The sequence below is a fragment of the Bradyrhizobium sp. IC4060 genome (assembly GCF_020193715.1).
GTDB lineage: Bacteria > Pseudomonadota > Alphaproteobacteria > Rhizobiales > Xanthobacteraceae > Bradyrhizobium > Bradyrhizobium yuanmingense.
This window is the reverse complement of the sequence record NZ_JADYVJ010000002.1, coordinates 494208-520844: the sequence shown is the minus strand read 5'-3', so window position 1 is coordinate 520844 and position 26637 is coordinate 494208. Positions and strand designations below refer to the sequence as shown.

The following is a 26637-nucleotide window of genomic DNA, read 5'->3' as shown; positions in this document are numbered from 1 at the left end:
TTAAAGCAATGGCCGGGCCGCGAAACATCAGCGTCAGCGAGGCAAGCCGCCCCGTGCTGCCGCGGCATGCCAAGCTGAAATACGACGAGACCCGCAAGGTCTGGGTGATCCTGGCGCCGGAGCGGGTGCTAGCGCCGGACGAGATCGCGGTCGAGGTCTTGCAACTCTGCAACGGCGAGCGCAATGTCGGCGACGTCGCCGATCAGCTCGTTGCAAAGTATGCAGCGCCGCGCGAGGCGATCCTGGCCGACGTCATCGCCATGCTGCAGGATCTCGCCGACAAGGGCTTTCTCACCGAGATCAGGGAGAAGACGTCATGAGCGACGTGACCATCCCGCCCAGCGACAGCCTCGCGGTGCTGGAAAAGCAGCGCTCGACGGCGGAGACGTTCGGCATCCCGCTCGCGGTGCTGCTCGAGATCACTCATCGCTGCCCGCTGCAATGTCCCTATTGTTCCAATCCGGTCGAGCTCGACCGCTCTGGCAAAGAGCTGACGACGGACGAGTGGAAAAAGGTGCTGAGCGAGCTCGCCGAGATCGGCGTGCTCCAGGTGCATTTCTCCGGTGGCGAGCCGACGGCGCGGAAAGATCTCGTCGAGCTGGTCAAGCATGCCAGCGACGCCGGGCTCTACACCAATCTCATCACCTCGGCCGTGCTGCTGACGCGCGAGAGGCTCAGCGATCTCGCAGATGCCGGGCTCTGCCATGTGCAGATCTCGTTCCAGGGCATCGAAGACGGCCTCGCCGATCGCGTCGCCGGCTACAAAGGCGGCCACCGCAAGAAGCTCGAGGTCGCGAAATGGACGCGCGAGCTCGACCTGCCGCTCACCGTGAACGCGGTGATGCACCGGCAGAACCTGCACCAGTTGCCCGACATCATCCAGATGGCGCTCGATCTCGACGCCGACCGGCTCGAGGTCGCCAATGTGCAATATTACGGCTGGGCGCTGAAGAACCGCGCCGCGCTGATGCCAACCGTGGCGCAGCTCGATGAGTGTACCCGCCTCGTTGAGGAGGCGCGCGAGCGGCTGAAGGGCCGACTGACCATCGACTACGTGGTGCCGGATTATTACGCGCTGCGGCCGAAGAAATGCATGGGCGGCTGGGGCCGGCAGTTCTTCAACATCTCGCCCGCCGGCAAGGTGCTGCCCTGCCATGCCGCCGAGAGCATCACCGGGCTCGATTTCGAATCGGTGCGCTCCAACCATTCGATCGCCTGGATCTGGCAGAACTCGGAGGCCTTCAACCGCTATCGCGGCACCGGCTGGATGAAGGAGCCGTGCAAGAGTTGCGAGTTCCGCGAGATCGATTTCGGCGGCTGCCGCTGCCAGGCCTTCGCGCTGACCGGGGACGCCGCCAACACCGACCCGGCCTGCGCGCTGTCGCCGCTGCACGAGACCATCTTCAAGCAGGCGGAAGCCGAGGCCGCAGGCGACACCAGCCGCTTCCTCTATCGCAACTTCGCCGGCGGCACCCTGGAATCCGAGAATGACGCCTGACGCCGACGCGGGCACAGCGGCCAAACGCACTGATCCCTTTGCGCCGCTGACCTCCGATATGCTCGACGTCGGCGACGGCCATGAGCTCTATGTCGAGAGCGTCGGCCGCAGCGACGGCATCCCCGCGGTCTATCTGCATGGCGGGCCCGGCAGCGGCTGCCAGCCCGACCATCGCCGGCTGTTCGATCCCGACCGCTTCTGCGCCGTGCTGTTCGACCAGCGCGGCTGCGGCCGCAGCCGGCCCAAGGGATCGCGCGAGCACAACACCATTGCGCACCTGATCGCGGACATGGAAAAGATCCGCGAAAAATTCGGCTTCGAACGGTGGATGGTGGTCGGCGGCTCCTGGGGCGCGACGCTGGCGCTGGCTTATGCAGAGGCGCATCCCGAGCACGTCTCGGGCATTGCGCTGCGCGCGACGTTTCTCGGCACGCGAGCAGAAGTCGAGACGGCCTTCACCTCGCGCCTGTCGCAATTCCATCCGGCGCTGTACGAGGATTTCCTCAGCGTGCTGCCGCCAGAGGAGCGCGACCGGCCGGTGGATGCCTATTGGCGCCGCATCCTCGATAGCGCCCCTGCCGTGCATGGCCCGGCGGCGAAGGCCTGGCACGACACCGAGCGCGTCTTGTCCGAGCACAAGCCGGCACGGACGCGGCTCGACCTCGCCGGGCTGAACGTCTGGCGCACATTGCCGGCGACGCCGTTCATGGAAGCGCATTATTTCATCAACGACAGCTTCATGAACGAGGACCAGCTGCTGCGGAACGCGGGCCGGCTCGACGGCATTCCCGGCATGATCGTGCAGGGGCGCTATGATCTGTTGTGTGCTCCCGCGACAGCGCAGGCCCTTGCGAAAGTATGGCCCGGTTCCGAGCTTCGCATCGTGGAAGAAGCCGGGCATTCGCTCTATGATGGCGGCGTGAGGGACGCGGTCATGAAGTCGATCGCGGACCTTGCGTCGAAGATCGGGCGATGAGAGGACAAGAAGAATGCCGCTCGCCGGAAAGGGCATGCTGCTGACGTCGATGAACATCGACGCTGCGGACGAGGCCGATTTCAACCGCTGGTACGATCGCGAGCATCTGGAAGAGCGTGTCGCAATCGACGGATTTCTCGAAGCGCGGCGCTATGTCGCGCATGCCGCCAACCCCAAATATCTCTCGCTGTACTCGACCGAAACGCTCGGCGTGCTCGACAGCCCCGCCTACCGGGCGCGCCTCGCCGACCAGACCGAATGGTCGCGGCGATCCATGGCGCGCTTCAGGGACATGCTGCGCGTGGTCGCGCGCATCACAATCAGCAAGGGTACTGGCCGCGGCGCGTCGCTCGGCCTGGTGCGGCTGCGGCCGACGCCCGACAACGCCGGTGCGTGGCGTGATGCGCTGCAAGAAAAGCTGGCGCCGCAGGACCGCGACGGCATCATCTCGATGCACCTGCTCGAAAGCGAGCCGGAATTGTCGGGCGCAACGGCGGGAATTCCGGCGGTGCGCAACGAGGGCGCGCGCGACTGGTTCGTGCTGATCGACGGCACGCATGTCAATGCGGTCTCCGCCGTCATCGCCGAGCGCTTCACCGGCCCGGCTGCGGCGCCCTTCCCGCTCCCCATCTCCGTCGGCACCTACTGCCTGATGTGGGACCTCGCCAAGAGCGATGTCGCGCGCGGCTGAACGGCATCCGCATCGCAGCATATTGCACCGCACGCATCTCGTGCGCCGCGCGTTAATGCCGTGCACGCGTAGCTCCCATGAAAGCGGTGACGCGCGCAAATTTGCCGTTGTACTTCGGAACGGTTCTAATAAGCTAACCCAATGACGTCATTCAGAAACCAGATCAAAGCGCGTTAAGCGCTCGCCAAGCTCAAACAAAAAAGGCCGCGGGGTCTTCGGACCTGCGCGGACAGGGTAGGAATGAAACCGACCGACATCGCGGCCCCCGACTACTTTCACAAAGTGGTCGATTGCCAATGGGCCTGTCCTGCGCACACCCCGGTTCCCGAATACATCCGACTGATCGCCCAAGGCCGCTACAGCGATGCCTACATGATCAATTGGAAATCGAACGTGTTTCCCGGCATTCTGGGACGCACCTGCGATCGTCCCTGCGAGCCGGCGTGCCGGCGCGGACGCGTCGAGGAAAACCCTGTCGCGATCTGCCGCCTCAAGCGCGTCGCCGCGGATTTCAAGGACGACATCAGGCAGCGGCTGCCGAAGCCCGGGCCGAAGAACGGCAAGCGCGTCGCGCTGGTCGGCGGCGGTCCCGCTTCGCTGACGGTGGCGCGCGATCTCGCGCCGCTCGGCTATCACTGCACCGTGTTCGACGCCGACCCGGAAGCCGGCGGCATGATGCGCACGCAGATCCCGAAATTCCGCCTGCCCAATTCGGTGATCGACGAGGAGACCGGCTACATCCTGGGTCTCGGCGTCGAGTTCAAAGGCGGCCACCGCATCGACAGCATGAAGGCGCTGCTCGCGGAGAAATACGACGCGATCTTCGTCGGCTCCGGCGCGCCCCGCGGCCGCGAGCTCGAGCTTCCCGGCCGGAAAGAGGCCGCCGCCAACATCCATATCGGCATCGAATGGCTGGCCAACGTGTCGTTCGGCCATGTCGACAAGATCGGCAAGCGCGTGATCGTGCTCGGCGGCGGCAACACCGCGATGGATTGCTGCCGCACCGCGCGCCGGCTCGGCGGCGAGAAAGTCACGGTGGTCGTGCGTTCCGGCTTCGACGAGATGAAGGCCTCGCCCTGGGAGAAGGAAGACGCGATCCACGAGGATATCCCGATCCTCAACTACATGGTCCCGGTGGCCTTCAAGCATGTCGCCGGCAAGCTGATCGGCGTCACCTTCCAGCACGTCAAAGCCGAATACGACGCCAAAGGCCGCCGCAATCTGGTGCCTTCGGGCGATCCCGATCAGACCATTCCCTGCGACGACGTGCTGGTCGCGGTCGGTCAGGAGAACGCCTTCCCCTGGATCGAGCAGGATTGCGGCATCGCGTTCGACAAATGGCACATGCCGAAGGTCGATCCGAAGACCTTCGCCTCGACCAATCCGAAAGTGTTCTTCGGCGGCGATGCCGCGTTCGGCCCGAAGAACATCATCTGGGCGGTCGCGCACGGCCATGACGCCGCGCTGTCGATCCACAAGATGCTCTCGGGCGAAGCGGTCGACGAACGGCCGCTGCCGGAGGTGCAGATCTCCTCGCAGAAGATGGGCATCCACGAATGGAGCTATGACAACGACATCTCGCCCGACAAGCGCTATAAGGTACCGCATCGCGACAAGGTCGTTGCGCTGAAGGACATCCGCGCCGAGGTCGAGCTCGGCTATGACGTGAAGCTAGCGCTCGGCGAAGCGCATCGCTGCCTGAACTGCGACGTGCAGACCGTGTTCTCGACCTCGCTCTGCATCGAGTGCGACGCCTGCGCCGACATCTGCCCGATGGATTGCATCACCTTCACCGCCAACGGCGAGGAAAGCGATCTGCGCCAGCGCCTGAAGGCGCCCTCCGCGCATCCGGACCAGGACCTCTACGTCTCCTCGGACCTGAAGACCGGGCGGGTGATGGTGAAGGACGAGGATGTCTGCCTGCATTGCGGGCTGTGCGCCGAGCGCTGTCCCACCGGCGCCTGGGACATGCAGAAATATTTCATCGAGATGACCCACGCAGGTTCGACATGTCCGACAAAAAGCCGATCAGCAGCGTAAACGACTTCGTCGTCCGCTTCGCCAACGTCAACGGCTCGGGCTCGGCCAGCGCCAACGAGATGTTCGCGCGCGCGATCCTGCGCCACGGCGTGCCTGTCAGCCCACGCAACATCTTCCCCTCCAACATCCAGGGCCTGCCGACCTGGTACGAGGTGCGCGTGACGGAAGCCGGCCATCTCGGCGCACGCGGCGGCGTCGACATGATGGTGGCGATGAATCCGCAGACCTGGGACAAGGACGTCGCCGGCATCGAGCCCGGCGGCTACCTGTTCTACGATTCCACCAAGCCGATGCCGTCGACCAAATTCCGCGACGACATCACAGTGATCGGCGTGCCGCTGACTGCGATCACCAACTCGACCTATACCGATCCGCGTCAGCGACAGCTGTTCAAGAACATCATCTATTTGGGCGCGCTCAGCGCGTTGCTCGACATGGACCCCAAGCTGATCGAGCAGCTGATCGGCGAGCAGTACAAAGGCAAGGAGAAGCTGCTCTCCTCCAACGTCCATGCGCTGCATCTCGGCCGCGACTGGGCGCTGCAGAACCTGAAATGTCCGATTGGGCTGCGCGTGAAGAAGTCCGACAAGGTCGGCGACCGCATCTTCATCGAGGGCAACAGCGCCGCCGCGCTCGGCGCGGTCTATGGTGGCGCCACCGTGTGTGCCTGGTATCCGATCACGCCGTCCTCGTCGGTGGCCGAGGCTTTCACCGCCCATTGCAAGAAGTACCGGCACGATCCTGAAACGGGCAAGGCGAAATACGCGATCGTGCAGGGCGAGGACGAGCTCGCGTCGATCGGCATCGTGATCGGCGCGTCCTGGAACGGCGCCCGCGCCTTCACGGCGACCTCCGGCCCCGGCATCTCACTGATGACGGAGTTCATCGGCCTCTCGTACTTTGCCGAGATTCCGGCCGTGATCATGAACATCCAGCGCGCCGGCCCCTCCACGGGCATGCCGACCCGCACCCAGCAATGCGACATCATCGCCTGCGCCTATGCCTCGCATGGCGACACCAAGCATGTGCTGCTGTTCCCCGAGGACCCGGCCGAGGCCTTCGAGTTCGCGGCCGCCGCCTTCGATCTCGCCGAGCGGCTGCAGACGACGATCTTCCTGATGCTCGATCTCGACATCGGCATGAACCACCGGCTCTGCCGCCCGCTGAAGTGGGACGATGCCAGGCAATATGACCGCGGCAAGGTGATGACGGCGGCGATGCTGGAGGAAGGCCGCGACTTCGGCCGCTATCTCGACGTCGACGGCGACGGCATTCCCTACCGCACCTATCCCGGCACGCATCCGACCAAGGGCTCCTACTTCACCCGCGGCACGTCGCGGGACCGCTATGCGCGCTACTCCGAGGAAGGCACGGTCTACGCCGACAACATGCAGCGCCTGATGCGCAAGTTCGAGACCGCGCAGGACCTGGTGCCGCGTCCGCTGCAGGCCAATGCGGAACGGCCGACCAAATATGGCGTGATATATTTCGGCTCGACCTCGCCGGCGATGGACGAGGCGATCGGCCTGCTGGAAGCGCGCGGGCATCAGCTCGACCGTCTGCGCATCCGCGCCTTCCCGTTCCATTCCAGCGTGGCCAGCTTCCTCGCCGAGCACGATTTCGTATACGTCGTCGAGCAGAACCGCGACAGCCAGCTGCGCCAGCTCATCGTCAACGAGAACGGCATCGATCCCGTCCGGCTGGTGCCGATCGTGCATTACGACGGCACGCCGATCACCGCCCGCTTCATCGCCAAAGCCATTGGCGACCACCAGGACCACCTCAAGGTGACCCCGCTCCGCAAGGCCGTGTCATGACCTACATCGCAAAGCCCAAATTCCATCATCCAGGCCTGAAGAAGAACGCGCTCGGCTACACGCATCGGGACTACGAGGGCAAGATCTCGACGCTGTGCGCGGGCTGCGGCCACGATTCGATCACGGCCTCGATCATCGAAGCCTGCTACGAGCTCTCGATCGAGCCGCATCGGGTGGCGAAGATCTCCGGCATCGGCTGCTCGTCGAAGACGCCGGACTATTTCCTCGGCAATTCGCACGGCTTCAATTCCGTGCACGGCCGCATGCCATCCGTGCTGACAGGCGCCAACCTCGCCAACCGCGAGCTGATCTATCTCGGCGTCTCCGGCGATGGCGATTCCGCCTCGATCGGTTTCGGGCAGTTCGCGCATTCGATCCGGCGCGGCGTCAACATGACCTATATCGTCGAGAACAACGGCGTTTACGGCCTGACCAAGGGCCAGTTCTCGGCGACCGCCGATCGCGGCTCGAAGAGCAAGAAGGGCGTCACCAACACCGACAACGCCATCGACCTCGTCGCCATCGCGCTGCAGTTAGGGGCCACCTTCGTGGCGCGCTCGTTCTCCGGCGACAAGAGCCAGCTGGTGCCGCTGATCGCCGCCGCGATCGGCCACAAGGGCGCGTCCTTCATCGACGTGATCAGCCCCTGCATCGCCTTCAACAACCATGCCGGCTCGACCAAGAGCTTCGACTATGTCCGCGAGCACAATGACGCCGTGAACCGGCTCGACGTGCTGGTCGGCCGCGACCCGATTGCGGTGGACTACGCGCCCGGCACGGTGCAGGTGGTCGAGCAGCACGACGGCAGCAAGATCGCGCTGCGCAAGATCGATGCGGATTACGATCCGCACGACCGCCTGGGCGCCCAGACCTTCCTAGCAAGGCACGCCGCCAAGGGCCAGATCGTCACCGGTCTTCTGTACGTCGACCCTGAGGCCGAAGACCTGCACGAGCATCTCAACACGGTCGAGACGCCGCTCAACGCGCTGGAGGCGGACACGCTCTGCCCGGGCTCGGCGGTGCTGGACAAGATCAACGCCAGCCTGCGGTGATCATCTTCGCGCTGATGCCGCCGGCCTAACGCGTATCGTGATCTTCTCCGACACGACGGGTGGCTCGAACGGATAGTGCTTGGCGTCGCCAAGCACCAGTTGCAGCGTGTGCGTGCCCGGCGGAAGCTCGAGAAACGTTTCGGTTTGTCCGGCTCCGAAATGCAGATGGGACTTGTCCTGCGGAATCGGCTCCTTGGCATCAATGGGGTCTTTCACATCGATCAACAGATGATGGTGGCCGGCATTGTGGTAGTCGTCACCGGCATGCGTCACGCCCATGTTGCGCAGGCCGAACCGGACCCAAAACCCACCACGGATCTTCTGGCCGTCATACGGCGAGATGAAATAAAGCTTGGCGTCCTTTGGCGCAGTTTTGCCTTGCGGACAGGCCGCGCCGGGGAGCAATGCGATGGCGGCCGCGAGCGCGATACAGGAAACGATCTTCATCAAATTGACTCCAGTACCTACGGACTGAGCGCGATCCGGAATCCATGCGTGGGGTAACGGACGCCGGTGTCGTATCCACCGCGGTTTGACGGCCGCACATATCTCGAATCGTTCTTCCAGGAGCCTGAGCGCAGGACATGAGAGCCGCAGTCAGGGCTAGTCCACGCCGAGCCGTCGCTGGGCGCGCCCTGATACGTCCGGTGCCAGCAGTCTGCGACCCACTGATCGATGCCGCCGCCCATGTCGTAAAGCCCGAATGGATTGGGCTTGAAACTGCCGACCTTGGCCGGCTGCTCGGCCGCAAGTTCACCGCAATCCTTGCAGCCCGCCATGCCCGGCTGGAGCTTGTCGCCCCACCAATATTTGGTCTGTGTCCCGCCGCGTGCCGCATATTCCCATTCGGCTTCGCTGGGAAGCCGGTAGGGCTTCTTCGTCGCTTGCGCGAGCCAGGCGACATATTGCTGCGCATCGGTCCAGCTCACATTGCTGACCGGGGCATCGTCCTTGCCAGTGGCCGTGAATCCGCACGCCTTGGCGGCAGCGCATTCGTTCCACTCCTGCACCGTTACCGGATATTTTCCGATCGAGAACGGCTTGATCGTGACCTGATGGACGGGTCGTTCGGTCGGATCGTCATTGCTTCCCATCGCGAAGCTGCCGCCACGAATGGCGATCATTTCGGGTTCCCGGACCGGCGTCACCGATGGACTGGATGCCGGAGACGGTGAAGGCGATGCTGCGGGCGGTGGCACCGTTGTGGGCAACGGAGAAGCCGCGGGTGCGGCTTGTGGCGCCGGTGCTGCCGGGCTCGGTAACGACGGAACGGACTGCGGCGCCGGCGAAGCCAACGGCGCCGCGATCGGGGGAGCGGCAGCCTGTTGCCCCACCTGGCTGCGGTGCTGCACCAGCACGTACCAAAGCACGTAGCCGGCAATCACCAGCAATGCCGTGATCAGAAGAAAGAGCAGGACGTTCTCACGCCGGCTTCTTGTCTTGCCGACCGCATCAGCGTCCGGCAGCACACGATACACGCGCACCGGATCGGTGATGTTCTTGACCTTGCGGTCGCCGAGCGACTCATAGCCGCATACGATCTTGTGTTTGATCTGCTCGTAGATCGCGCCGGATATGAAGACCTGCCCCGGCTCCGCGATGCCCTCGATACGCGTGGCGATGTTGACGCCGTCACCATAGATGTCGTCCGGCTCCACGATGACGTCACCGAGATTGACTCCGATCCGATATTCGAGCCGGGAATGCTTGGGAATGGAGGCGTTGCGGCCGACGAGATTCTGCTGGATGACGATGCTGCATCGAACGGCTTCCACGGGACTGTCGAATATGGCGATGAAGCCGTCGCCGGTCGTCTTCACCAGACTTCCATGGTGCTCGATGATGCTGGGCTGGATGATGTCGCGCTCGATCCGCTTGACGCGGGCATGCGTGCCTTCCTCGTCGGCCTGCATCAACCGGCTGTAGGAGACGATATCGCCGACGATGATCGCGGCGAGACGGCGAGGCATTCCGCTGTGCGGCGGCGGCTCGTCGGGATTTCCGGGTCTGAAGTTGCGAATTTCGCCCATGCGGGGGACTCCACAAACTTACAAGGCAGCCCCAGCCTACGACCGCCAAAGGCGATCGTCTGTGAAGGCTATCACATTGACGAACCGAGACAATGTCGCAGCGATTGCAGGCTTCAAGTTCCGAAGAGCCGCCCGCTTCACCGCTTGAACCTTCTCGAGCCCATCAGTGACTAAGGCGGAGCGTGAAGCGAGTTGCGCGAATCCGCACCGCGACCACCGCTCGAGCGGCTTGCGACGGTTGAACGCGGATCACCAATTCTGCGTCTAACAGACAGCAGCTCTGTCCTGCTGCGACGAAATTGTCGTGTGCACGAGGCCCTTATGAAGCTCGTCATCCTTGCTGCCCTCACTTTTGCTGCGCTGACCAGCGTCGGCCGCGCCGAGGAAGTCGACGATATCCGCGAGGCCAGCAAGGCCGAGGCCGAGACCTTCAATACGCGGATGTATGCGAAGCCTCCCGGCGACAAGGCCTATGCCTGCTTCGTCCGCCGCTACGATGCCGACCATCTGGCGCGGCATCCGAAGCAGAAGGTCGCCGCGATGAAGCTGCTGATCTCCGCGGAATTCGACAAGGAGGACAAGGAGCTTCACCATTCCTTCCGCCTCGGCTTCAGGTACCGTCATCGCAGCGGCGATTTCGACTCCAGCGGCTCGTGCAACCACGCCGTATTCACAAAGAGCAGCGACGAGGTGCGCCTCGGCTGCGGCGTCGACTGCGATGGCGGCGGCATCGGCGTTGCGCTCTCCAAGGACGACAAGTCCGCGATCGTCCGGCTCGAACGTGTCAGGGTCTGGCAGAACAACAAGCCGGACGATGACGCCGAGCATTCGCTGACCGCCGGCGCCGACGACAAGATTTTCCGGCTCGACCGGGCCGACAATCGCGAGTGCGCCTCGCTGGTGACCGACCGCAAGGAACTCGCGGCGCTGCGCCACAAGTGATATGCCTGCGGCAATGTCAGGCAATCCAGGGAGAATGCCATGAACCGCCGCAGCATCTTGTGGAGCGCCGTCTCGGCTTTGGGCGCAGCACTCGGCGCCTCCGGCGCCAGAGCCGCGACGGAAGTGAGCGCGAGTAGCAAGCTGAAAGTCGCCTACCATCTCAGCGACGCCGAGAAGGTCCATTTCGTGCTCGGAAACATCCAGAACCACATCGACGGGGTCGGCGGCCCAGAGCATGTGACGATCGCGCTGGTGATCCACGGCCCGGCGCTGAAGGCGTTTCACTCGGCGCAGGCCAACCCCGACGTCAGCAAGCGCGTCGGTGACTTCTCCCAGGGCGGCATCGAGCTCGCCGCCTGCGGCAACACGATGAAAGCGCAGAACGTGACGCTGAGCGAGCTGCTGCCAGGCTTCGTCAACGCCGAGAACGGCGGGGTGGTGCGGCTCGCCGAGCTGCAGTCGCAGGGGTATCTGTATTTGCGGCCGTAGGCGGGCACGGCGATGGCTGGCGCAGCCCTTTCCGCGTCATTGCGAGGAGCCCTTGCGACGAAGCAATCCAGACAGCCTCCGCGGACAGATTCTGGATTGCCTTCGCTGCGCTTGCAATGACGGGGGAGTATGGCGGCGCCGCAGCGCCCGTCGGACTTGACTTACCCATAACTCCACAGTTATGAATCTACCCATAACCTCCCGGTTATGGATTTTTCATGCCTCCCACCCCCGACCTTCTGTTCAGGACGCTCGCCGATCCCACCCGGCGAGCGATCTTCGAGCGGCTGTGCCGTGAGGGGGAGCAGACGGTCGGGGCGCTGACGGCACGATCCGGCGTGTCGCAGCCGGCGGTGTCGAAACATCTTGGCGCCCTGAAGCAGGCGGGCCTGGTTCGCGACCGGCACGAAGGACGGCAGACCCATTACAGCGCGCAGCCCGGTGCGCTCAATCCGCTGATCGACTGGACCGGCCAGATGGCCGGGTTCTGGCAGAAAAGGTTAGATGCCCTCGACGATCTCCTGAAGAGGATGGACCAATGAACGCCCACGCCGAGACGCGCTCCGTCGTGATCGAGCGCGAATTTGCCTATCCCGCCGAGCGGCTCTGGCGCGCGCTGACGCAGCCGCATCTGATCGAGGAATGGCTGATGAAGAACGACTTCAAGCCGGTCGTCGGCCATCGCTTCAATCTGCGCGGCGAATGGGGCGGCGTGCTGGACTGCGAGGTGCTCACCATCGAGCCGCAGAGGACGCTGGCCTACACCTGGAATTTCTCGCATGAGGACGCCGCCTTCGACCTCAAGAGCATCGTCACCTTCACGCTGACGCCGACGAGCGCGGGCACGCATCTGCGCGTCGAGCAGGCGGGCTTCCGCCCGACGCAGAAACAGGCGTTCGGCGGCGCGCATGCCGGCTGGAAGCAGTTTTTGGCCAAGCTGGACGATTTGCTGGCGCGAGCTAGCTCCACCACCCATTCCGATCATTCTCAAAGGAGGTCCCAATGAGCACGCCTATGTGGATTCGGCAGATTCATCGCTGGCTGTCGATGGCTTTCACGCTTGCCGTCATCGCCAACATCGTGGCGATGACGATGCAGGTCGAGGCCGTGTGGATCGGCTTCCTGGCGCTGGTGCCGCTGATTCCGCTGCTCGCGACCGGGCTCTATCTGTTCGCGCTGCCTTATCGCGGCCGCAGCAACGCGTGAACGAGGCCATGATGAAGAAGCCCGTGGCGGCGAAGACGAGCAGCGCGAAGCAAGCAGGTGCCGCCTCGCCATCCAAGCTGATCGACGGCCGGATCAAGGAGCTCGGCGACTGGCGCGGCGAGATGCTGGGGCGGGTTCGCGCGCTGATCAAGGAGGCCGACCCTGATGTCGTCGAAGAGTGGAAATGGCGCGGTGTTCCCGTCTGGGAGCACGACGGCATCATCTGCACCGGCGAGACCTACAAGGAGGTCGTGAAGCTGACCTTCGCCAAGGGCGCCGCGCTGGCGGATCCCGCAGGTCTCTTCAATTCCAGCCTCGACGGCAATGTGCGCCGCGCGATCGATATTCGCGAGGGCGAAACGATCAACGAGAAGGCGTTGAAGGCGCTTATCCGCGCGGCGGTCGAGCTGAATGCGAGCAAGAAGAAGCCGGGGAAGCGATCAGCCTCGTAGACGCGATGGGCCGCCACAAGTGCCTTCCTTCTCCCCTTGCGGGAGAAGGTGGCGCGAAGCGCCGGATGAGGGGTCTCGATCGGCACGGGAGAGTGCGGAGAGATACCCCTCACCCCAGTGAGCTTATGTCTGCCGGCGTCGCTGCCCTCTCCCGCAAGGGGCGAGGGCACATCAATGCGCATCTCGCGTGGTGCCCCATGTAGGCAGCCCCCGTCACGCCACCGCCGCCGCGATCGGGCGCGGGCTGACGACGTATTCGCGCAGGACCTTGTCGTTGGCGTCGACCTCGATCAGTGCGACGTCGTAGGTCCAGAGATCGGCCAAGTGCTGGAGCACGCGCTTGGCGTCGGTCTCGTTGAGCTGCGAGCCCTTGATGACGTGGTGATGCAGGATCAGACGGCGGTCGCCGGAGAGATCGACGTCGACCACCTCGATATTGGCGTCGATGAAGCCGACATCGTGCTGCCGCGCCAGCTCGCGGCGGACGCGGCGGAAGCCGCGCTCGTCGTGGATGGCGTCGACCCGGATGCCGGCGCGCTCCTCGGGATCGTCGTGCAGATGGAACATGCGGAAGTGCCGCATCAGCTTCGGACTCAGGAACTGCCCGATGAAGCTCTCATCGCGGTAATTGGCCCAGACGTCGCGCAGCACGCCCATGACGTCGCCCTTGCCGGCGATGTCGGGAAACCACTCGCGGTCCTCGTCTTCGGGATTGGCGACGATGCGCTCGATGTCCTGCATCACCGCGAAGCCGAGCGCGTAGGGGTTGAAGCCGGAGAAACGCGGGTCGTCGAATTCGGGCTGGAACACCACATTGGTGTGCGACCCCAGAAATTCGAGGAAGTTGCCGTCGCTGATGCGACCCTGCTCGTGCAGCTTGGTCATGATGCGATAATGGACGTAGGTCGCCGTCCCCTCGTTCATGACCTTGGTCTGGCTCTGCGGATAGAAATATTGCGCGATGTGGCGAACGATGCGGAGCAGCTCGCGCTGCCAGGGCGCCAGCCGCGGCGCGCTCTTCTCCAGGAAATAGAGCAAATTCTCCTGCGGCAGGCCGAGCAGCTTGCGGCGGCGCTCGATGCTGAGCGTGGAGCGGCTCTTGGCGGCGCCCTTCGGCACGGTGCGCCAGAGATCGTTGAAGACCTCCTCCTCGTGCTGGCGGCGACGCCCTGCCCGCTTCTCCTCGGCGCGCAGATCGAGCTTCTTCTTGCCGGGATAACGGTCGATGCCGTGCGACATCAGCGCGTGCGCGGCGTCGAGCGTGCGCTCGACCTCGATGCGGCCGTAGCGATCCTCGCACTGCATGACGTAGTTCTTGGCGAAGTCGAGATAGTCCAGGATGCCGTCGGCATCGGTCCATTGCTTGAACAGATAATTGTTCTTGAAGAAATGGTTGTGGCCGAAGGCGGCGTGCGCGATCACCAGCGTCTGCATCGTCGCCGTGTTCTCCTCCATCAGATAGGATATGCAGGGCGAGGAGTTGATGACGATCTCGTAGGCCAGCCCCATCAGGCCCTTGCGGTAGGACGCCTCATGGAACGCGAAGTGCTTGCCGAACGACCAGTGCTTGTAGAACAGGGGCATGCCGACCGACGAATAGGCGTCCAGCATCTGCTCGGCGGTGATGACCTCGATCTGGTTCGGATAGACGTCGAGGCCGAGATCCTTCAGCGCCACCTCCTCGCAGGCATCGGTGATGCGCTGCAAGGTGTGGAAATCCCAATCGGCGCCTTCGAACAAACGTTCCTTCATGGAGCGGCCTTCTCCTGGGCAGTGTCGCGGCGCTGGAACAGATCGTGGAATACCGGGAAGATCTCGCTGCGCTCCGAGACCTTGCGCATCGAGAGCGGGGCGCCGCTGTTGCGCAGGCGTTCGTAGAGGCTCCAGAGCGAGGAGTCGGAGAGATCGAAGGCGCTGCCGCCGGCCTCGCCGACCTCGAGATAGGCGAAGAACTGGCAGACCGGCAGGATCTTCTCGGTCAAGAGGAGCCCCGTGAGCTCGCCGTCGGAATAGGAATTGTCGCCGTCGGAAGCCTGCGCGGCGTAGATGTTCCAATCCGACGGGTTGAAGCGCTCGCGCACGATCTCGTGCATCGCCTGCAGCGCACTGGAGACCAGCGTGCCGCCCGAGGCCGGACCGTAGAAGAAGGTCTGCTCATCGACCTCCTCGGCGCGGTCGGTGTGGCGGATGAAGACGATCTCGACGTGCTTGTAGCGCCGCTTCAGGAACACGTAGAGCAGCATGTAGAAGCGTTTCGCCAAGTCCTTCATGTGCTCGGACATCGAGCCGGAGACGTCCATCAGGCAGAACATCACGGCCTGCGCGACGGGCTTGGGCACCGTCTCGAAGCGCCGGTAGCGGATGTCGAGCGGATCGATGAAGGGGATGCGCTTGGACTTCGCCTTCAGCGTTTCGAGCCGGGCCACGAGAGCCGCACGATCGTCCTCGTCGGTGCAGGCTTCGATCGCGGCTTCCAGCTCCTCGATCTCGTCCTTGCGCGGACGCTTGAGCGCGATGCGGCGGGCGAGCGCGAGCTTCACCGTCCGGCTCACCGAAATGTTGGCGGGCGAGCCGGTCATGGTGTAGCCGGCGCGCTGGATGCCTTCGCTCTCGGTCTGCGCGATCTTGCGCTTGGCGAGATCCGGAAGCTCGAGGTCGTCGAGGAATAGATCGACGAACTCGTCGCGGCTCAGCACGAAGCGGAAGGCGTCCTCGCTGTCGCCTTCGCCGGGACCGGAATCCTTGGCGCTGCCCTGGCCGGAGCGCTGGAGATAGTCGCCTTCAATGAACTTCTTGTTGCCGGGCAGGACCATGTCGCGCGTCCCGCCTTCACGGCGGAAACGCGGCTCGTGCATGCCGTCGAGTGGAATCGTGACCTCACCACCCTCCAGGACGTCCTTGATGTCGCGTTCCTGCGAGGTCTTCTTGACGGCGCCCTGCACCAGGGATTTGGCCCGACGCAAGAACCGCTGGCGGTTCTCAAGACTCTTGCCGCCCGGATTCAGGCGCCTGTCAATAATGTGAATGGGCACTTTACCATTCGCCTCCCATCCGCCTCAACCGGCCTGCTTCACGCGCATGTACCATTCGACGAGCCGGCGAACCTGACGTTCGGTATAGCCGCGCTCCACCATGCGTGCGACGAACTCGCCGTGCTTCTTCTCCGTCTCGCCGTCCTTCTTCGACCCGAAGGAGATGACCGGAAGCAGGTCCTCGACTTGGGAGAATATCCGCTTTTCGATCACATCGCGAATCTTCTCGTAGGAGGTCCAGGTCGGGTTTTTGCCGCCGTTCTGGGCCCGGGAGCGTAACGAGAATTTGACGACCTCGTTGCGGAAATCCTTGGGGTTGGCGATGCCCGCCGGCTTCTCGATTTTCGTCAGCTCCTGGTTCAAAAGCTCGCGATCGAGCAGCTGGCCGGTATCGGGATCCTTGAAGTCCTGGTCCTCGATCCAGGCGTCGGCATAGTCGACGTAGCGATCGAACAGGTTCTGCCCGTAATCCGAGTAGGATTCGAGATAGGCCTTCTGGATCTCGTTGCCGATGAACTCGGCGTAGCGCGGTGCGAGCTCGGCCTTGATGAACTCGAGATAGCGTTTCTCGGTCTCCTCAGGCAGCTGCTCGCGGCGGATCGCCTGCTCCAGCGCGTACATCAGGTGCACGGCGTCGGCGGCCACCTCTTGCGGATCGTGGTTGAACGTCGCAGCCAGGATCTTGAAGGCGAAGCGGGTCGAAGCACCATCCATGCCCTCGTCGACGCCGGCGGCGTCGCGATATTCCTGGACGCTACGCGCCTTCGGATCGGATTCCTTCAGGCTCTCGCCGTCGTAGACCCGCATCTTGGCGAACAGGGTGGAGTTCTCGTGCTTGCGCAGGCGCGACATCACCGAGAACCGCGCCAGCGTCTCCAGCGTCGACGGCGCGCAAGGCGCCGAGGCGAGCTCGGAGCCCTGGATCAGCTTCTCGTAGATCTTCTGCTCCTCGGTGACCCTGAGGCAGTAGGGCACCTTGATGACGCAGATGCGGTCGATGAAGGCTTCGTTGTTCTTGTTGGCCTTGAAGCTCGCCCACTCGGCCTCGTTCGAGTGCGCCAGGATGATGCCGGTGAACGGGATCGCGCCGATATTCTCGGTGCCGATATAGTTGCCTTCCTGGGTTGCGGTCAGCAACGGGTGCAGCATCTTGATCGGCGCCTTGAACATCTCGACGAACTCGAGCACGCCCTGGTTGGCGCGGTTGAGACCGCCGGAATAGCTGTAGGCGTCGGGATCGTTCTGGGCGTAGGTCTCGAGCTTGCGGATGTCGACCTTGCCGACCAGCGAGGAGATGTCCTGGTTGTTCTCGTCACCGGGCTCGGTCTTGGCGATCGCGATCTGGCGCAGCCGCGACGGCTGGATCTTGGCGACCCGGAATTGCGAGATGTCGCCGCCGAAGGCTTCGAGCCGCTTGTAGCACCACGGGCTCATCAGGCCGGTGAGGCGACGGCGCGGAATGCCGTACTTCTCCTCCAGCATCGGACCGAGTTGATCGGGATCGAACAGGCTGAGCGGGCTCTCGAACACCGGCGAGAGCTCGTCGCCGGCCTTGAGCACGTAGATCGGCTGCACTTCCATCAGCGACTTGAGCCGCTCGGCGAGCGAGGACTTGCCGCCGCCAACCGGGCCGAGCAAATAGAGGATCTGCTTGCGCTCTTCGAGACCTTGCGCCGCATGGCGGAAGAAACCGACGATGCGCTCGATGGTTTCTTCCATGCCGTAGAAGCCGGCGAAGGCTGGATAGGTGCGGATGGTGCGGTTCAAAAAAATACGGCCAAGGCGTGGGTCCTTGGCCGTGTCAATCGTCTGAGGCTCACCGATCGCCGCTAGCAGTCGTTCAGCCGCGTTCGCGTATTTCATGGGATCGCTTCGACACGATTCCAGATATTCCGCCATCGACATGTCGTGCTGGCTTCTCGCCTCGAACGACCGAGCGAAAGCGTTGAATAGAGAATCGTTGTACATGATCCCTCTCCGCGTGAGTTCCGCTACAAGCTGAAACGAAAGCAGTTACCGGACCGTTCCTCAGGCCGTTTCGAATCAGCGTGAGCACATGACAATCATTGGACACCCTGGTGCCGACTCGACGCAACGCACAACGTAGGCACTCCATGAGTTACGAACAGGCACCTGCCTGTAATTTGTGCGAATCTCTGTCTATTCTGGCTCATTTCCAGAAAATGTCACTCGGTCGCCACATCCGGGCGTTCCCGGGGATGGCCCCATCCGGCAATGCAGCATAGCGGGCCGGGAGCGGCGATCTTATGACGCTTGTACGGCGAACCTTGCGGTCCCCGTTCATCTTCCTGCTGCAATGCGATGTGCTGGCGGCCTGTACGTCGCGGCAACGCGCAGCACCGTGTCACAGTCGCTGCCAGGCCAGGCCCACCCCGACGGATGACAACGCGATCGTTCTGTGCGTAACGGCCAGCTTGGGATGCTGCGGAGCTCTTCGCATGTCCGGCGTCGGCCTCAGCACGATCATTTCGTGACCGCGGCAATCTTCGAGCAAGATCTCCGCTATCGAACCCCGTGGCAGAAATTCATTGTCGATACGGAGAGCGCGGATGCGAAGGAGTGGATGACGACGACATGCCCGCTGGGCAGCGAGGCGCTAAGATCGGCCGGATGGTGACGACCCTTACGCAACAGTAAGCTGCCCGTCTGGATCGCCATGATCGCGACGGAGTTACACTGGAGGGTATGACTCCCGCACCCTTGATTGGTTCCCTCCCGGGTGCATGTAGGCTAGAGGATAGCGCGTCAGACCTTCGCGAAAACCCCTCGTCCGCAGGCTTGGAGATAATAAGCATCATGAATCCCGTCAAAGAACTGGAAAAGCACGGACAGGCGGTCTGGCTCGACTTCCTGGCCCGCGGCTTCATCGCCAAGGGCGACCTGAAGCGGCTGATCGACACCGACGGCGTCAAGGGCGTCACCTCCAACCCGTCGATCTTCGAGAAGGCGATCGGCAGCTCGGACGAATATGACGCCCCGATTGGCAAGGCGCTGAAGCGCGGCGACCGCACCGTGGCCGACCTGTTCGAGGCCGTTGCGATCGAGGACATCCAGAACGCCGCCGACGTGCTGCGCCCGGTCTACGACCGCCTCAAGGGCGGCGACGGCTATGTCAGCCTGGAGGTCTCGCCCTATCTCGCCATGGACACATCGGGCACGATCGCGGAGGCGCGGCGGCTCTGGAAGGACGTCGGTCGCAAGAACCTGATGGTGAAGGTGCCGGCGACGCCGGAGGGCCTGCCGGCGATCGAGCAGCTGATCAGCGAGGGCATCAGCATCAACATCACGCTACTGTTCTCCAAGGCCGTCTATCTCGAGGTGGCCGAGGCCTACATCGCCGGTCTCGAGACCTACGTCGCCGGCGGCGGCGATCCGTCGCATGTCGCCAGCGTCGCCAGCTTCTTCGTCAGCCGGATCGACTCGGTCGTCGACAAGCAGCTGGACGAGAAGATCGCCCGCGCCAACGATCCGTCCGAGAAGGAACGTCTCGCCGCGCTCAAGGGCAAGGTGGCGATCGCCAACGCCAAGCTCGCCTATCAGGACTACAAGCGCCTGTTCGCAGGCCCGCGCTGGGAGAAGCTCGCCGCCAAGGGCGCCAAGCCGCAGCGCATGCTGTGGGCCTCCACCGGCACCAAGAACAAGGACTACAGCGACGTCCTCTATGTCGAGGAGCTGATCGGCCCCGACACCATCAACACCGTGCCGCCGGCAACGCTGGATGCGTTCCGCGATCACGGCAAGCCGCGCGACAGCCTGGAGGAGAACGTCGAGGACGCGAAGCGCGTGCTGGAGGAGCTGGAGCGCTCCGGCATCTCGCTCGATGCGATTGCCGAGGAGCTGGTCAAGGACGGCGTCAAGCTGTTTGCGGATGCCGCCGACAAGCTCTACGGCGCCGTCGCCCACAAGCGCGCCATCGTGCTCGGGCCCGCACTCGACCGCCAGCAGCTCTCGCTGGGCGACGGGCTCGGCAAGGCGCTGGCCAAGACCACGGAGGAATGGCGGGCGTCGGCCAAGATCCGCAGGCTGTGGCAGCGCGACAAGTCGGTCTGGACCGGTGCGGACGAGGACAAATGGCTCGGCTGGCTCGACAGCCCGTACCAGGCCGACATTGCCGATTACGAGGACTATGCGGGCCGCGTGAAGGGCCAGAAATTCTCCGACGCCGTCGTGCTCGGCATGGGCGGTTCCAGCCTCGGCCCCGAGGTGCTGGCGGAGACCTTCGGCAAGAAGCCCGGCTTCCCCAAGCTGCACGTGCTCGACTCCACCGATCCGGCACAGGTGCGGGCGATGGAGGCGAAGATCGACATCGCCAACACCGTCTTCATCGTCTCCAGCAAGTCCGGCGGCACCACCGAGCCGAACGCGATGAAGGACTATTTCCACGAGCAGGTTGCCAAGGCGGTGGGTGCAAAGGTGAAGACCGGGCATCGCTTCATCGCGGTGACCGACCCCGGCTCGTCGCTGGAGAAGGCGGCGAAGCAGCTGAACTACGCCCGCATCTTCCATGGCGAGCCCTCGATCGGCGGACGCTATTCGGTGCTCTCGCCCTTCGGCTTGGTGCCGGCGGCAACCGCGGGCATCGACGTCAAGAGCTTCGTCAAGCATGCGCTGGCGATGGCCCGCTCCTGTGGCCCCGATGTGCCGCCGTCCGAAAACCCGGGCGTGCAGCTCGGCCTTGCCATAGGTCTCGCGGGACTCGAAGGCCGCGACAAGGTGACGATCCTGGCGTCGAAGAAGATCGCCGATTTCGGCGCCTGGGCCGAGCAGCTGATCGCGGAATCGACCGGCAAGGAGGGCAAGGGCCTGATCCCGATCGAGGGCGAGCCGCTGGGCGATCCCTCCGTCTACGGCAACGACCGTTTCTTCATCGACATCCGCGTCGAAGGCGAAGCGGACGCAGCACACGATTCCCAGCTTGCAGCGATCGAGGCGGCGGGTCACCCCGTGGTGCGCATCGTCATGAAGTCGATCGAGCATCTCGGCCAGGAATTCTTCCGCTTCGAGATGGCAACCGCCGTGGCCGGCAGCATTCTCGGCATTAACCCGTTCGACCAGCCGGACGTCGAAGCGGCCAAGATCAAGACCCGCGAGCTCACCGCCGCGTTCGAGAAGACCGGCAAGCTGCCGGCGGAAGAGCCGGTGGTCAGCACCAAGGAAGCCGATCTCTACACCGACGAGGCCAACGCCACGGCGCTACGCGCCGCCGGCGCCAATGGCGATCTCGGCTCCTGGCTGAAGGCGCATCTGTCGCGATCCAACGACGGAGACTACGTCGCCCTGCTCGGCTACATCGCGCGCGACAAGGCCACGATCGACGCGCTTCAGGCCATGCGCCTCGAGGTGCGCGAGAAGCGGCATGTCGCGACCTGCGCCGAGTTCGGCCCGCGCTTCCTGCACTCGACGGGACAGGCCTACAAGGGCGGGCCCGACAGCGGCGTCTTCCTCCAGATCACCGCCGATGACGCCAAGGACCTGCCTGTGCCGGGCCAGAAGGCGAGCTTCGGCGTGATCAAGGCGGCGCAGGCGCGCGGCGATTTCGACGTGCTGACGGAACGCGGCCGGCGTGCGCTGCGGGTGCACCTGAAGGGTGGGCTCAAGAAAGGCCTCGCCGCGCTCAATGCAGCGCTGAGCGACGCGCTGAACTAAAGGAATAATGCAGATGCAACTCGGCATGATCGGCCTCGGCCGAATGGGCGGCAACATCGTTCGCCGCCTTATGCGCCACGGGCATTCGACGGTGGTCTACGACAAGGACGCCAAGGCCGTCGCGGGCCTTGCCGCCGACGGCGCGGTCGGCTCGGCGACGCTGGAAGAGTTCGTCGCCAAGCTGGAGCGGCCGCGCACGGCCTGGGTGATGCTGCCGGCAGGACGCATCACCGAGACCACGATCGAGACGATCGCCGGCGTGATGCAGGAAGGCGACGTCATCATCGACGGCGGCAACACCTTCTGGCAGGACGACGTCCGCCGCGGCAAGGCGCTGAAGGCGCGCGGCATCCATTACGTCGATGTCGGCACGTCAGGCGGCGTCTGGGGGCTCGACCGCGGCTATTGCATGATGATCGGCGGTGAGAAGCAGGTGGTCGACCGGCTCGATCCGATCTTCGCGGCGCTCGCGCCGGGCGCCGGCGACATTCCGCGCACCCCGGGGCGCGAGGGCCGCGATCCCCGCGTCGAGCAAGGCTACATCCACGCCGGGCCCGTCGGCGCCGGCCATTTCGTCAAGATGATCCACAACGGCATCGAATACGGCCTGATGCAGGCCTATGCCGAAGGTTTCGACATCCTCAGGAATGCCAATATCGAGGCTTTGCCGGCGGATCATCGCTACGATTTCGATCTCGCCGACATCGCTGAAGTGTGGCGGCGTGGCAGCGTGATTCCGTCCTGGCTGCTCGACCTCACCTCGACCGCCCTCGCCGACAGTCCGCAACTGTCGGAATATTCCGGCTTCGTGGAGGATTCCGGCGAAGGCCGCTGGACCGTGAATGCGGCGGTCGACGAGGCCGTGCCGGCCGAGGTTTTGACCGCGGCGCTCTACACACGTTTCCGTTCCCGCCGGGAACACACCTTCGCTGAAAAAATTCTCTCGGCGATGCGCGCAGGGTTCGGCGGACACAAGGAGCCGAAGCAGCCGGGCGCGGCGAAGCCGAAGTAACGAGTAAACCAAGCGAAGGCCGACCATTCGTGACAAAAGACCCGCAGCCAAAGCGCAAGCCGGAAAATTGCGCCTTCGTCATCTTCGGCGTCACCGGCGATCTCACCCATCGCCTGGTGATGCCCTCGCTCTACAACCTGGCCGCCGAGCATCTTCTGCCGGAGAAATTCTGCGTCGTCGGCGTCGCCCGCAGGGGCCAGTCGGATGAGGAGCTGCGCGACAGCCTGCTGAAGGGCTTGCGGCAATTCGCGACGCGCCCGGTGGACAACGACATCGCGACGAGGCTTTTGGAATGCGTGACCTTCGTCGAGGCCGACGCAAAGGATCCGCCCTCCTTCGACCGCCTGCGCCAGCATCTGGACTCGCTGGAATGCGCGCAGGACACCGGCGGCAACCGGCTGTTCTATCTGGCAACGCCGCCGGCCGCGTTCGCGCCGACCGCGCGGGAGCTCGGCCGCACCGGCATGATGAGGGAGAACGGCGCCTGGCGGCGGCTCGTGATCGAAAAGCCGTTCGGCACCGATCTGGCCTCGGCCCGCGCGCTGAATGCCGAACTCTTGAAGATCATGGACGAGCACCAGATCTACCGGATTGATCATTATCTCGGCAAGGAAACGGTGCAGAACATCCTGGTGCTGCGCTTTGCCAACGGCATGTTCGAGCCCATCTGGAATCGCAACCACATCGACCACATCCAGATCACCGTGGAAGAGAAGCTCGGGGTCGGCCACCGCGGCGGCTTCTATGATGCCACCGGCGCGCTGCGCGACATGGTGCCGAACCACCTGTTCCAGCTGATGTCGCTGGTCGCGATGGAGCCTCCCGCCCGCTTCGACGCACATTCCGTACGCTCCGAGAAGGCGGACGTGCTGACATCGATCCAGCTGCCCAGCCGGGAGGACGCACTGAAGAATTCGGTGCGCGCGCAATATCTCGCGGGCCGCAGCGGCGACGACGAGATCACGGACTATCGCAAGACCGCGGACGTCAAGCCCGACAGCACCACCGAGACCTTTGTCGCGCTCAAGCTGATGATCGACAATTGGCGCTGGGCCGGCGTGCCGTTCTACTTGCGCACCGGCAAGGCGCTCGGCCACAAGCGCACCGAAGTCGCGATCAAGTTCAAGCAGGCGCCGCTGTCGATGTTCTCAGGGACGGACGTCGACCGGCTGTCGCAGAACTTCCTCACCATCGGCATCGCGCCGACTGAGACCATCGAGCTGCAGTTCAACGCCAAGATCCCGGGGCCGAGCATCACCATCGACGGCGTCGAGATGAAGTTCCGCTATGGCGACTATTTCCGCGCCGATCCCTCGACCGGCTATGAGACGCTGATCTACGACTGCATGATCGGCGACAACATCCTGTTCCAGCGCGCCGACGGCATCGAGGCCGGCTGGCAGGCCGTGCAGCCGTTCCTGGATGCCTGGAAGGGCGCGGGCAGCAACGGCATCGAAACCTATGAAGCCGGCAGCGACGGCCCTGCCTGCGCCGACGAGCTGCTCCGGCGCGACGGGCGAAGCTGGCGGAAGTTCTCGTGATGGCTCAGGCCGAGCAGCCGAAGCTGATCGTCGAGGCCGATGCCGAAGCTCTCGCCCGCGCCGCGGCCGAACGCGTGCTGGCGCGGATCGCGGCCAATCCGGGCCGGATTGCGATCTGCCTCACCGGCGGCTCCAGCCCGAGGACGCTGTATCAGTTGCTCGGCAGCGAGGCCGGGCGCGGCAGGATTCCGTGGGAGCGCGTGCATTGGTTCATCGGCGACGAGCGTTTCGTGCCCGACAGCGATCCCCTCAACAACATGGCGGTCGCCCGCGCGACCTTTCTCGATCGCCACGCGCCCGCCGGCCATATTCACCCGATCCCGACCACAGCCGACAATCCCGATGCCGCTGCGGAAGCCTACGCGCGTGAGCTGCAGGCCTTCTATGGCGGAGACCAGCTCGATCCCGCACGTCCGCTGTTCGATCTCGTCCTGATGGGCGCAGGACCGGACGGCCACACCGCCTCGCTGTTTCCCGGTTACCCCGAGATCGAGGAGACCCGACGCTGGGTCGTCGGCGTTCCCAAGGCGAACGTTGCGCCGTTCGTGCCGCGGGTCTCGCTCACCCTGCCCGCTTTGGCCTCCTGCCGCGAGATGCTGTTCGAGATTGCCGGGCACGACAAGCGGCCGATCTTGACGCGCCTCTGCAATGGCGAGAATCTGCCGGCCTTGCGCGCGCGCTCGAACGGCGAGACCGTCTGGCTGGTCGACAAGGCCGCGCTTCCGGAGGACATTCGTGGGCCGCGCTGAAGCACCCTGTGCATTGATCGTGATGGGCGTGTCGGGCTCGGGCAAGAGCACGGTCGCGAAGGCGCTCGGCGAGCGCCTCGGCTGGCGGTTCGAGGACGGCGACAGCTTCCATCCCGCCAGCAATGTCGAGAAGATGCGGGCCGGACATCCCCTCACCGACGAAGACCGCTGGCCCTGGCTGAATGCCATCGCCGACGAAATCGCGCGGGTCTGCGGCCGCGGCGAGCACGTCATCATCGCCTGCTCGGCGCTGAAGCACGCCTATCGAGACGTGCTGCTGCGCGGACGCGATGACGTCCGCTTCGTGTTCCTGAAGGGCACCAAGGAGCTGATCGCCGAGCGGCTGGCGCAACGCAAAGGGCACTTCATGCCGCCCGGACTGCTCGCCAGCCAGTTCGAGACGCTGGAGCCGCCGGAGCCGGGCGAGCACGTCATCACCGTCTCGATCGACGAGACCGTCGAGGCGATCGTGGACGGCATCGTGCGGCAGCTCAAACTGGGCGCCGCAACACCCAAGGTTCTGCCATGACCCAAATCTCACTCGTGGTCTCCGACGTCGACGGCACGCTGCTGACCAAGGACAAGACGCTGACGGAGCGCGCGAAGAACGCCGTGCAGCGGCTGCACCAGGCTGGCATCGGTTTCACCATCACCTCCAGCCGTCCGGCGATCGGCATGCGCTTCTTGATCGAGCCGCTGGCGCTGTGGCTGCCGGTTGGGCCGTTCAACGGCTCCTCGATCGTCGATCCCGAGATGCGGCCGGTCGAGCAGCACCTGATTCCAGCGCGCGCGGCCGAGCGCACCTTGCAGATCCTCCGCGACTACGGCGCCGACGTCTGGCTGTTCACCACCGACAAATGGCTGATCGACAATCCCAGCGGCAGCTACGTCGCGCACGAGCGGCACACGATCCGCTCCGATCCGACGATCGTGACTGACTTCACGCCCTACCTTGCCAGCGCCTGCAAGATCGTCGGCGCCAGCGCCGACGCGGCCCGGCTCGAGGCGTGCGAGAAGGTGATGCAGGAAGCCCTCGGCAGCGCGGCGACCGCGGTGCGCTCGCAGACCTATTATCTCGACATCACCCCGCCGGGCTTCAACAAGGGCACATTCGTGCAAGCGATGGCCAGGCGCCTCGGCATCTCCACCGACGCGGTCGCCACCATCGGCGACATGCAGAACGACCTCGCCATGTTCCGCGTCAGCGGCACCTCGATCGCCATGGGCAACGCCGCCGACAACGTCAAGGACGAGGCGACGCACGTCACTGCGACCAACGAGCAGGACGGCTTTGCCGAGGCGATGGAGATGATCTTGACGCGGAATGGGGTGGGCTAAAGCGGAATGGCTTAGATTGACTCGATTGCCACGGGCTCGGTGCAACCTCTCCCGCTTGCGGGAGAGGTCGCGCCGAAGGCGCGGGTGAGGGCTTTCTCCTCTAGG

At 64.2% G+C, this 26637-nt stretch carries 24 protein-coding genes; 19 read left to right on the top strand and 5 right to left on the bottom strand.

Translation table 11 applies throughout. The features are described 5' to 3' along the window. Nucleotides 1–8: 8 nt before the first annotated feature. The 7 genes from pqqD to I6F16_RS09240 all read left to right on the top strand — a co-directional run bounded on the left by pqqD (nt 9) and on the right by I6F16_RS09240 (nt 8074). Nucleotides 9–320: a pyrroloquinoline quinone biosynthesis peptide chaperone PqqD gene (pqqD, locus tag I6F16_RS09270; protein WP_036027261.1), complete on the top strand. Its 312-nt coding sequence runs from the start codon at nt 9–11 to the stop codon at nt 318–320. Next, nucleotides 317–1498 (top strand): pyrroloquinoline quinone biosynthesis protein PqqE, encoded by a 1182-nt coding sequence (pqqE, locus tag I6F16_RS09265; RefSeq protein WP_225112124.1) that lies wholly within the window; start codon nt 317–319, stop codon nt 1496–1498. Before pqqD ends, pqqE begins: the two co-directional genes overlap by 4 nt. After that, nucleotides 1488–2474 (top strand): prolyl aminopeptidase, encoded by a 987-nt coding sequence (gene pip / locus I6F16_RS09260; RefSeq protein WP_225173624.1) that lies wholly within the window; start codon nt 1488–1490, stop codon nt 2472–2474. The genes pqqE and pip overlap by 11 nt, the downstream gene beginning before the upstream one ends. A gap of 13 nt (nt 2475–2487) precedes the next feature. Then, on the top strand, nt 2488–3165 hold the full coding sequence (locus I6F16_RS09255) for a DUF4286 family protein (RefSeq protein ID WP_036027271.1): 678 nt from the start codon (nt 2488–2490) through the stop codon (nt 3163–3165). A gap of 240 nt (nt 3166–3405) precedes the next feature. Further along, entirely contained in the window at nt 3406–5205 is a 1800-nt protein-coding gene (locus tag I6F16_RS09250) for an FAD-dependent oxidoreductase (protein ID WP_225112122.1), read from the top strand. Next, a complete protein-coding gene (locus I6F16_RS09245) occupies nt 5175–7022 on the top strand; it encodes a 2-oxoacid:acceptor oxidoreductase subunit alpha (RefSeq protein WP_225112121.1) in 1848 nt (615 codons plus the stop codon). Before I6F16_RS09250 ends, I6F16_RS09245 begins: the two co-directional genes overlap by 31 nt. Next, entirely contained in the window at nt 7019–8074 is a 1056-nt protein-coding gene (locus tag I6F16_RS09240) for a 2-oxoacid:ferredoxin oxidoreductase subunit beta (RefSeq protein ID WP_225112120.1), read from the top strand. The genes I6F16_RS09245 and I6F16_RS09240 overlap by 4 nt, the downstream gene beginning before the upstream one ends. Here I6F16_RS09240 and I6F16_RS09235 read toward each other — a convergent pair whose 3' ends face one another. Both I6F16_RS09235 and I6F16_RS09230 read right to left on the bottom strand, forming a co-directional pair. Further along, a complete protein-coding gene (locus tag I6F16_RS09235) occupies nt 8075–8521 on the bottom strand; it encodes a DUF4399 domain-containing protein (RefSeq protein WP_225112119.1) in 447 nt (148 codons plus the stop codon). Nucleotides 8522–8538: 17 nt separating this feature from the next. Then, on the bottom strand, nt 8539–10104 hold the full coding sequence (locus tag I6F16_RS09230) for an SUMF1/EgtB/PvdO family nonheme iron enzyme (protein WP_225112118.1): 1566 nt from the start codon (nt 10102–10104) through the stop codon (nt 8539–8541). 321 nt (nt 10105–10425) lie between these two features. On the opposite strand from I6F16_RS09230, the gene I6F16_RS09225 reads away from it, so the two are divergent. The 6 genes from I6F16_RS09225 to I6F16_RS09200 all read left to right on the top strand — a co-directional run bounded on the left by I6F16_RS09225 (nt 10426) and on the right by I6F16_RS09200 (nt 13193). Further along, complete coding sequence (locus tag I6F16_RS09225; RefSeq protein WP_225112117.1) at nt 10426–11046, top strand: hypothetical protein; 621 nt, start codon at nt 10426–10428, stop codon at nt 11044–11046. Nucleotides 11047–11085: 39 nt separating this feature from the next. Beyond that, entirely contained in the window at nt 11086–11535 is a 450-nt protein-coding gene (locus tag I6F16_RS09220; RefSeq protein ID WP_225112116.1) for a DsrE family protein, read from the top strand. 218 nt (nt 11536–11753) lie between these two features. Then, a complete protein-coding gene (locus I6F16_RS09215; RefSeq protein WP_157281764.1) occupies nt 11754–12077 on the top strand; it encodes a metalloregulator ArsR/SmtB family transcription factor in 324 nt (107 codons plus the stop codon). Further along, nucleotides 12074–12541 (top strand): SRPBCC domain-containing protein, encoded by a 468-nt coding sequence (locus tag I6F16_RS09210; protein ID WP_225112115.1) that lies wholly within the window; start codon nt 12074–12076, stop codon nt 12539–12541. The genes I6F16_RS09215 and I6F16_RS09210 overlap by 4 nt, the downstream gene beginning before the upstream one ends. Next, nucleotides 12538–12741, top strand: coding sequence for a hypothetical protein (locus I6F16_RS09205; protein WP_036007290.1), 204 nt, complete (start codon nt 12538–12540; stop codon nt 12739–12741). Before I6F16_RS09210 ends, I6F16_RS09205 begins: the two co-directional genes overlap by 4 nt. A gap of 11 nt (nt 12742–12752) precedes the next feature. Next, nucleotides 12753–13193 carry a DUF1801 domain-containing protein gene (locus I6F16_RS09200; RefSeq protein ID WP_225112164.1) on the top strand — a complete coding sequence of 147 codons (441 nt, stop codon included), beginning with the start codon at nt 12753–12755 and terminating at the stop codon, nt 13191–13193. 213 nt (nt 13194–13406) lie between these two features. Here I6F16_RS09200 and I6F16_RS09195 read toward each other — a convergent pair whose 3' ends face one another. Genes I6F16_RS09195 through I6F16_RS09185 form a run of 3 tightly spaced genes read right to left on the bottom strand, consistent with a single transcriptional unit; the run spans nt 13407 to nt 18193 of the window. Next, the gene (locus tag I6F16_RS09195) at nt 13407–14945 is read right to left on the bottom strand and encodes a SpoVR family protein (protein ID WP_225112114.1); all 1539 of its coding nucleotides are present in this window, start codon (nt 14943–14945) and stop codon (nt 13407–13409) included. Then, the gene (locus I6F16_RS09190; RefSeq protein WP_193375195.1) at nt 14942–16219 is read right to left on the bottom strand and encodes a YeaH/YhbH family protein; all 1278 of its coding nucleotides are present in this window, start codon (nt 16217–16219) and stop codon (nt 14942–14944) included. The genes I6F16_RS09195 and I6F16_RS09190 overlap by 4 nt, the downstream gene beginning before the upstream one ends. A 30-nt stretch (nt 16220–16249) precedes the next feature. Next, entirely contained in the window at nt 16250–18193 is a 1944-nt protein-coding gene (locus tag I6F16_RS09185; protein ID WP_036007284.1) for a PrkA family serine protein kinase, read from the bottom strand. A gap of 849 nt (nt 18194–19042) precedes the next feature. Between I6F16_RS09185 and I6F16_RS09180 the strand changes: the two genes are divergently transcribed. Genes I6F16_RS09180 through I6F16_RS09155 form a run of 6 tightly spaced genes read left to right on the top strand, consistent with a single transcriptional unit; the run spans nt 19043 to nt 26532 of the window. Continuing rightward, the gene (locus I6F16_RS09180; protein WP_225112113.1) at nt 19043–21892 is read left to right on the top strand and encodes a bifunctional transaldolase/phosoglucose isomerase; all 2850 of its coding nucleotides are present in this window, start codon (nt 19043–19045) and stop codon (nt 21890–21892) included. Nucleotides 21893–21905: 13 nt separating this feature from the next. Continuing rightward, nucleotides 21906–22904, top strand: a complete 999-nt coding sequence (gene gnd, locus I6F16_RS09175; protein WP_225112112.1) for a phosphogluconate dehydrogenase (NAD(+)-dependent, decarboxylating) — start codon at nt 21906–21908, stop codon at nt 22902–22904. Nucleotides 22905–22933: 29 nt separating this feature from the next. Then, nucleotides 22934–24445 carry a glucose-6-phosphate dehydrogenase gene (zwf, locus tag I6F16_RS09170; protein ID WP_225112111.1) on the top strand — a complete coding sequence of 504 codons (1512 nt, stop codon included), beginning with the start codon at nt 22934–22936 and terminating at the stop codon, nt 24443–24445. Then, entirely contained in the window at nt 24445–25194 is a 750-nt protein-coding gene (pgl, locus tag I6F16_RS09165) for a 6-phosphogluconolactonase (protein ID WP_225112110.1), read from the top strand. The genes zwf and pgl overlap by 1 nt, the downstream gene beginning before the upstream one ends. Further along, a complete protein-coding gene (locus I6F16_RS09160) occupies nt 25181–25723 on the top strand; it encodes a gluconokinase (RefSeq protein ID WP_109144761.1) in 543 nt (180 codons plus the stop codon). Before pgl ends, I6F16_RS09160 begins: the two co-directional genes overlap by 14 nt. After that, complete coding sequence (locus I6F16_RS09155; protein WP_225112109.1) at nt 25720–26532, top strand: HAD family hydrolase; 813 nt, start codon at nt 25720–25722, stop codon at nt 26530–26532. The genes I6F16_RS09160 and I6F16_RS09155 overlap by 4 nt, the downstream gene beginning before the upstream one ends. Nucleotides 26533–26637 lie beyond the last annotated feature (105 nt).

Bases quoted from the DNA above. Each gene is read 5' to 3' on its own strand.
- pqqD (WP_036027261.1), top strand. From the start codon at position 9: ATGGCCGGGCCGCGAAACATCAGCGTCAGCGAGGCAAGCCGCCCCGTG.
- pqqE (WP_225112124.1), top strand. From the start codon at position 317: ATGAGCGACGTGACCATCCCGCCCAGCGACAGCCTCGCGGTGCTGGAA.
- pip (WP_225173624.1), top strand. From the start codon at position 1,488: ATGACGCCTGACGCCGACGCGGGCACAGCGGCCAAACGCACTGATCCC.
- I6F16_RS09255 (WP_036027271.1), top strand. From the start codon at position 2,488: ATGCCGCTCGCCGGAAAGGGCATGCTGCTGACGTCGATGAACATCGAC.
- I6F16_RS09250 (WP_225112122.1), top strand. From the start codon at position 3,406: ATGAAACCGACCGACATCGCGGCCCCCGACTACTTTCACAAAGTGGTC.
- I6F16_RS09245 (WP_225112121.1), top strand. From the start codon at position 5,175: ATGTCCGACAAAAAGCCGATCAGCAGCGTAAACGACTTCGTCGTCCGC.
- I6F16_RS09240 (WP_225112120.1), top strand. From the start codon at position 7,019: ATGACCTACATCGCAAAGCCCAAATTCCATCATCCAGGCCTGAAGAAG.
- I6F16_RS09235 (WP_225112119.1), bottom strand. From the start codon at position 8,521: ATGAAGATCGTTTCCTGTATCGCGCTCGCGGCCGCCATCGCATTGCTC.
- I6F16_RS09230 (WP_225112118.1), bottom strand. From the start codon at position 10,104: ATGGGCGAAATTCGCAACTTCAGACCCGGAAATCCCGACGAGCCGCCG.
- I6F16_RS09225 (WP_225112117.1), top strand. From the start codon at position 10,426: ATGAAGCTCGTCATCCTTGCTGCCCTCACTTTTGCTGCGCTGACCAGC.
- I6F16_RS09220 (WP_225112116.1), top strand. From the start codon at position 11,086: ATGAACCGCCGCAGCATCTTGTGGAGCGCCGTCTCGGCTTTGGGCGCA.
- I6F16_RS09215 (WP_157281764.1), top strand. From the start codon at position 11,754: ATGCCTCCCACCCCCGACCTTCTGTTCAGGACGCTCGCCGATCCCACC.
- I6F16_RS09210 (WP_225112115.1), top strand. From the start codon at position 12,074: ATGAACGCCCACGCCGAGACGCGCTCCGTCGTGATCGAGCGCGAATTT.
- I6F16_RS09205 (WP_036007290.1), top strand. From the start codon at position 12,538: ATGAGCACGCCTATGTGGATTCGGCAGATTCATCGCTGGCTGTCGATG.
- I6F16_RS09200 (WP_225112164.1), top strand. From the start codon at position 12,753: ATGAAGAAGCCCGTGGCGGCGAAGACGAGCAGCGCGAAGCAAGCAGGT.
- I6F16_RS09195 (WP_225112114.1), bottom strand. From the start codon at position 14,945: ATGAAGGAACGTTTGTTCGAAGGCGCCGATTGGGATTTCCACACCTTG.
- I6F16_RS09185 (WP_036007284.1), bottom strand. From the start codon at position 18,193: ATGTACAACGATTCTCTATTCAACGCTTTCGCTCGGTCGTTCGAGGCG.
- I6F16_RS09180 (WP_225112113.1), top strand. From the start codon at position 19,043: ATGAATCCCGTCAAAGAACTGGAAAAGCACGGACAGGCGGTCTGGCTC.
- gnd (WP_225112112.1), top strand. From the start codon at position 21,906: ATGCAACTCGGCATGATCGGCCTCGGCCGAATGGGCGGCAACATCGTT.
- pgl (WP_225112110.1), top strand. From the start codon at position 24,445: ATGGCTCAGGCCGAGCAGCCGAAGCTGATCGTCGAGGCCGATGCCGAA.
- I6F16_RS09155 (WP_225112109.1), top strand. From the start codon at position 25,720: ATGACCCAAATCTCACTCGTGGTCTCCGACGTCGACGGCACGCTGCTG.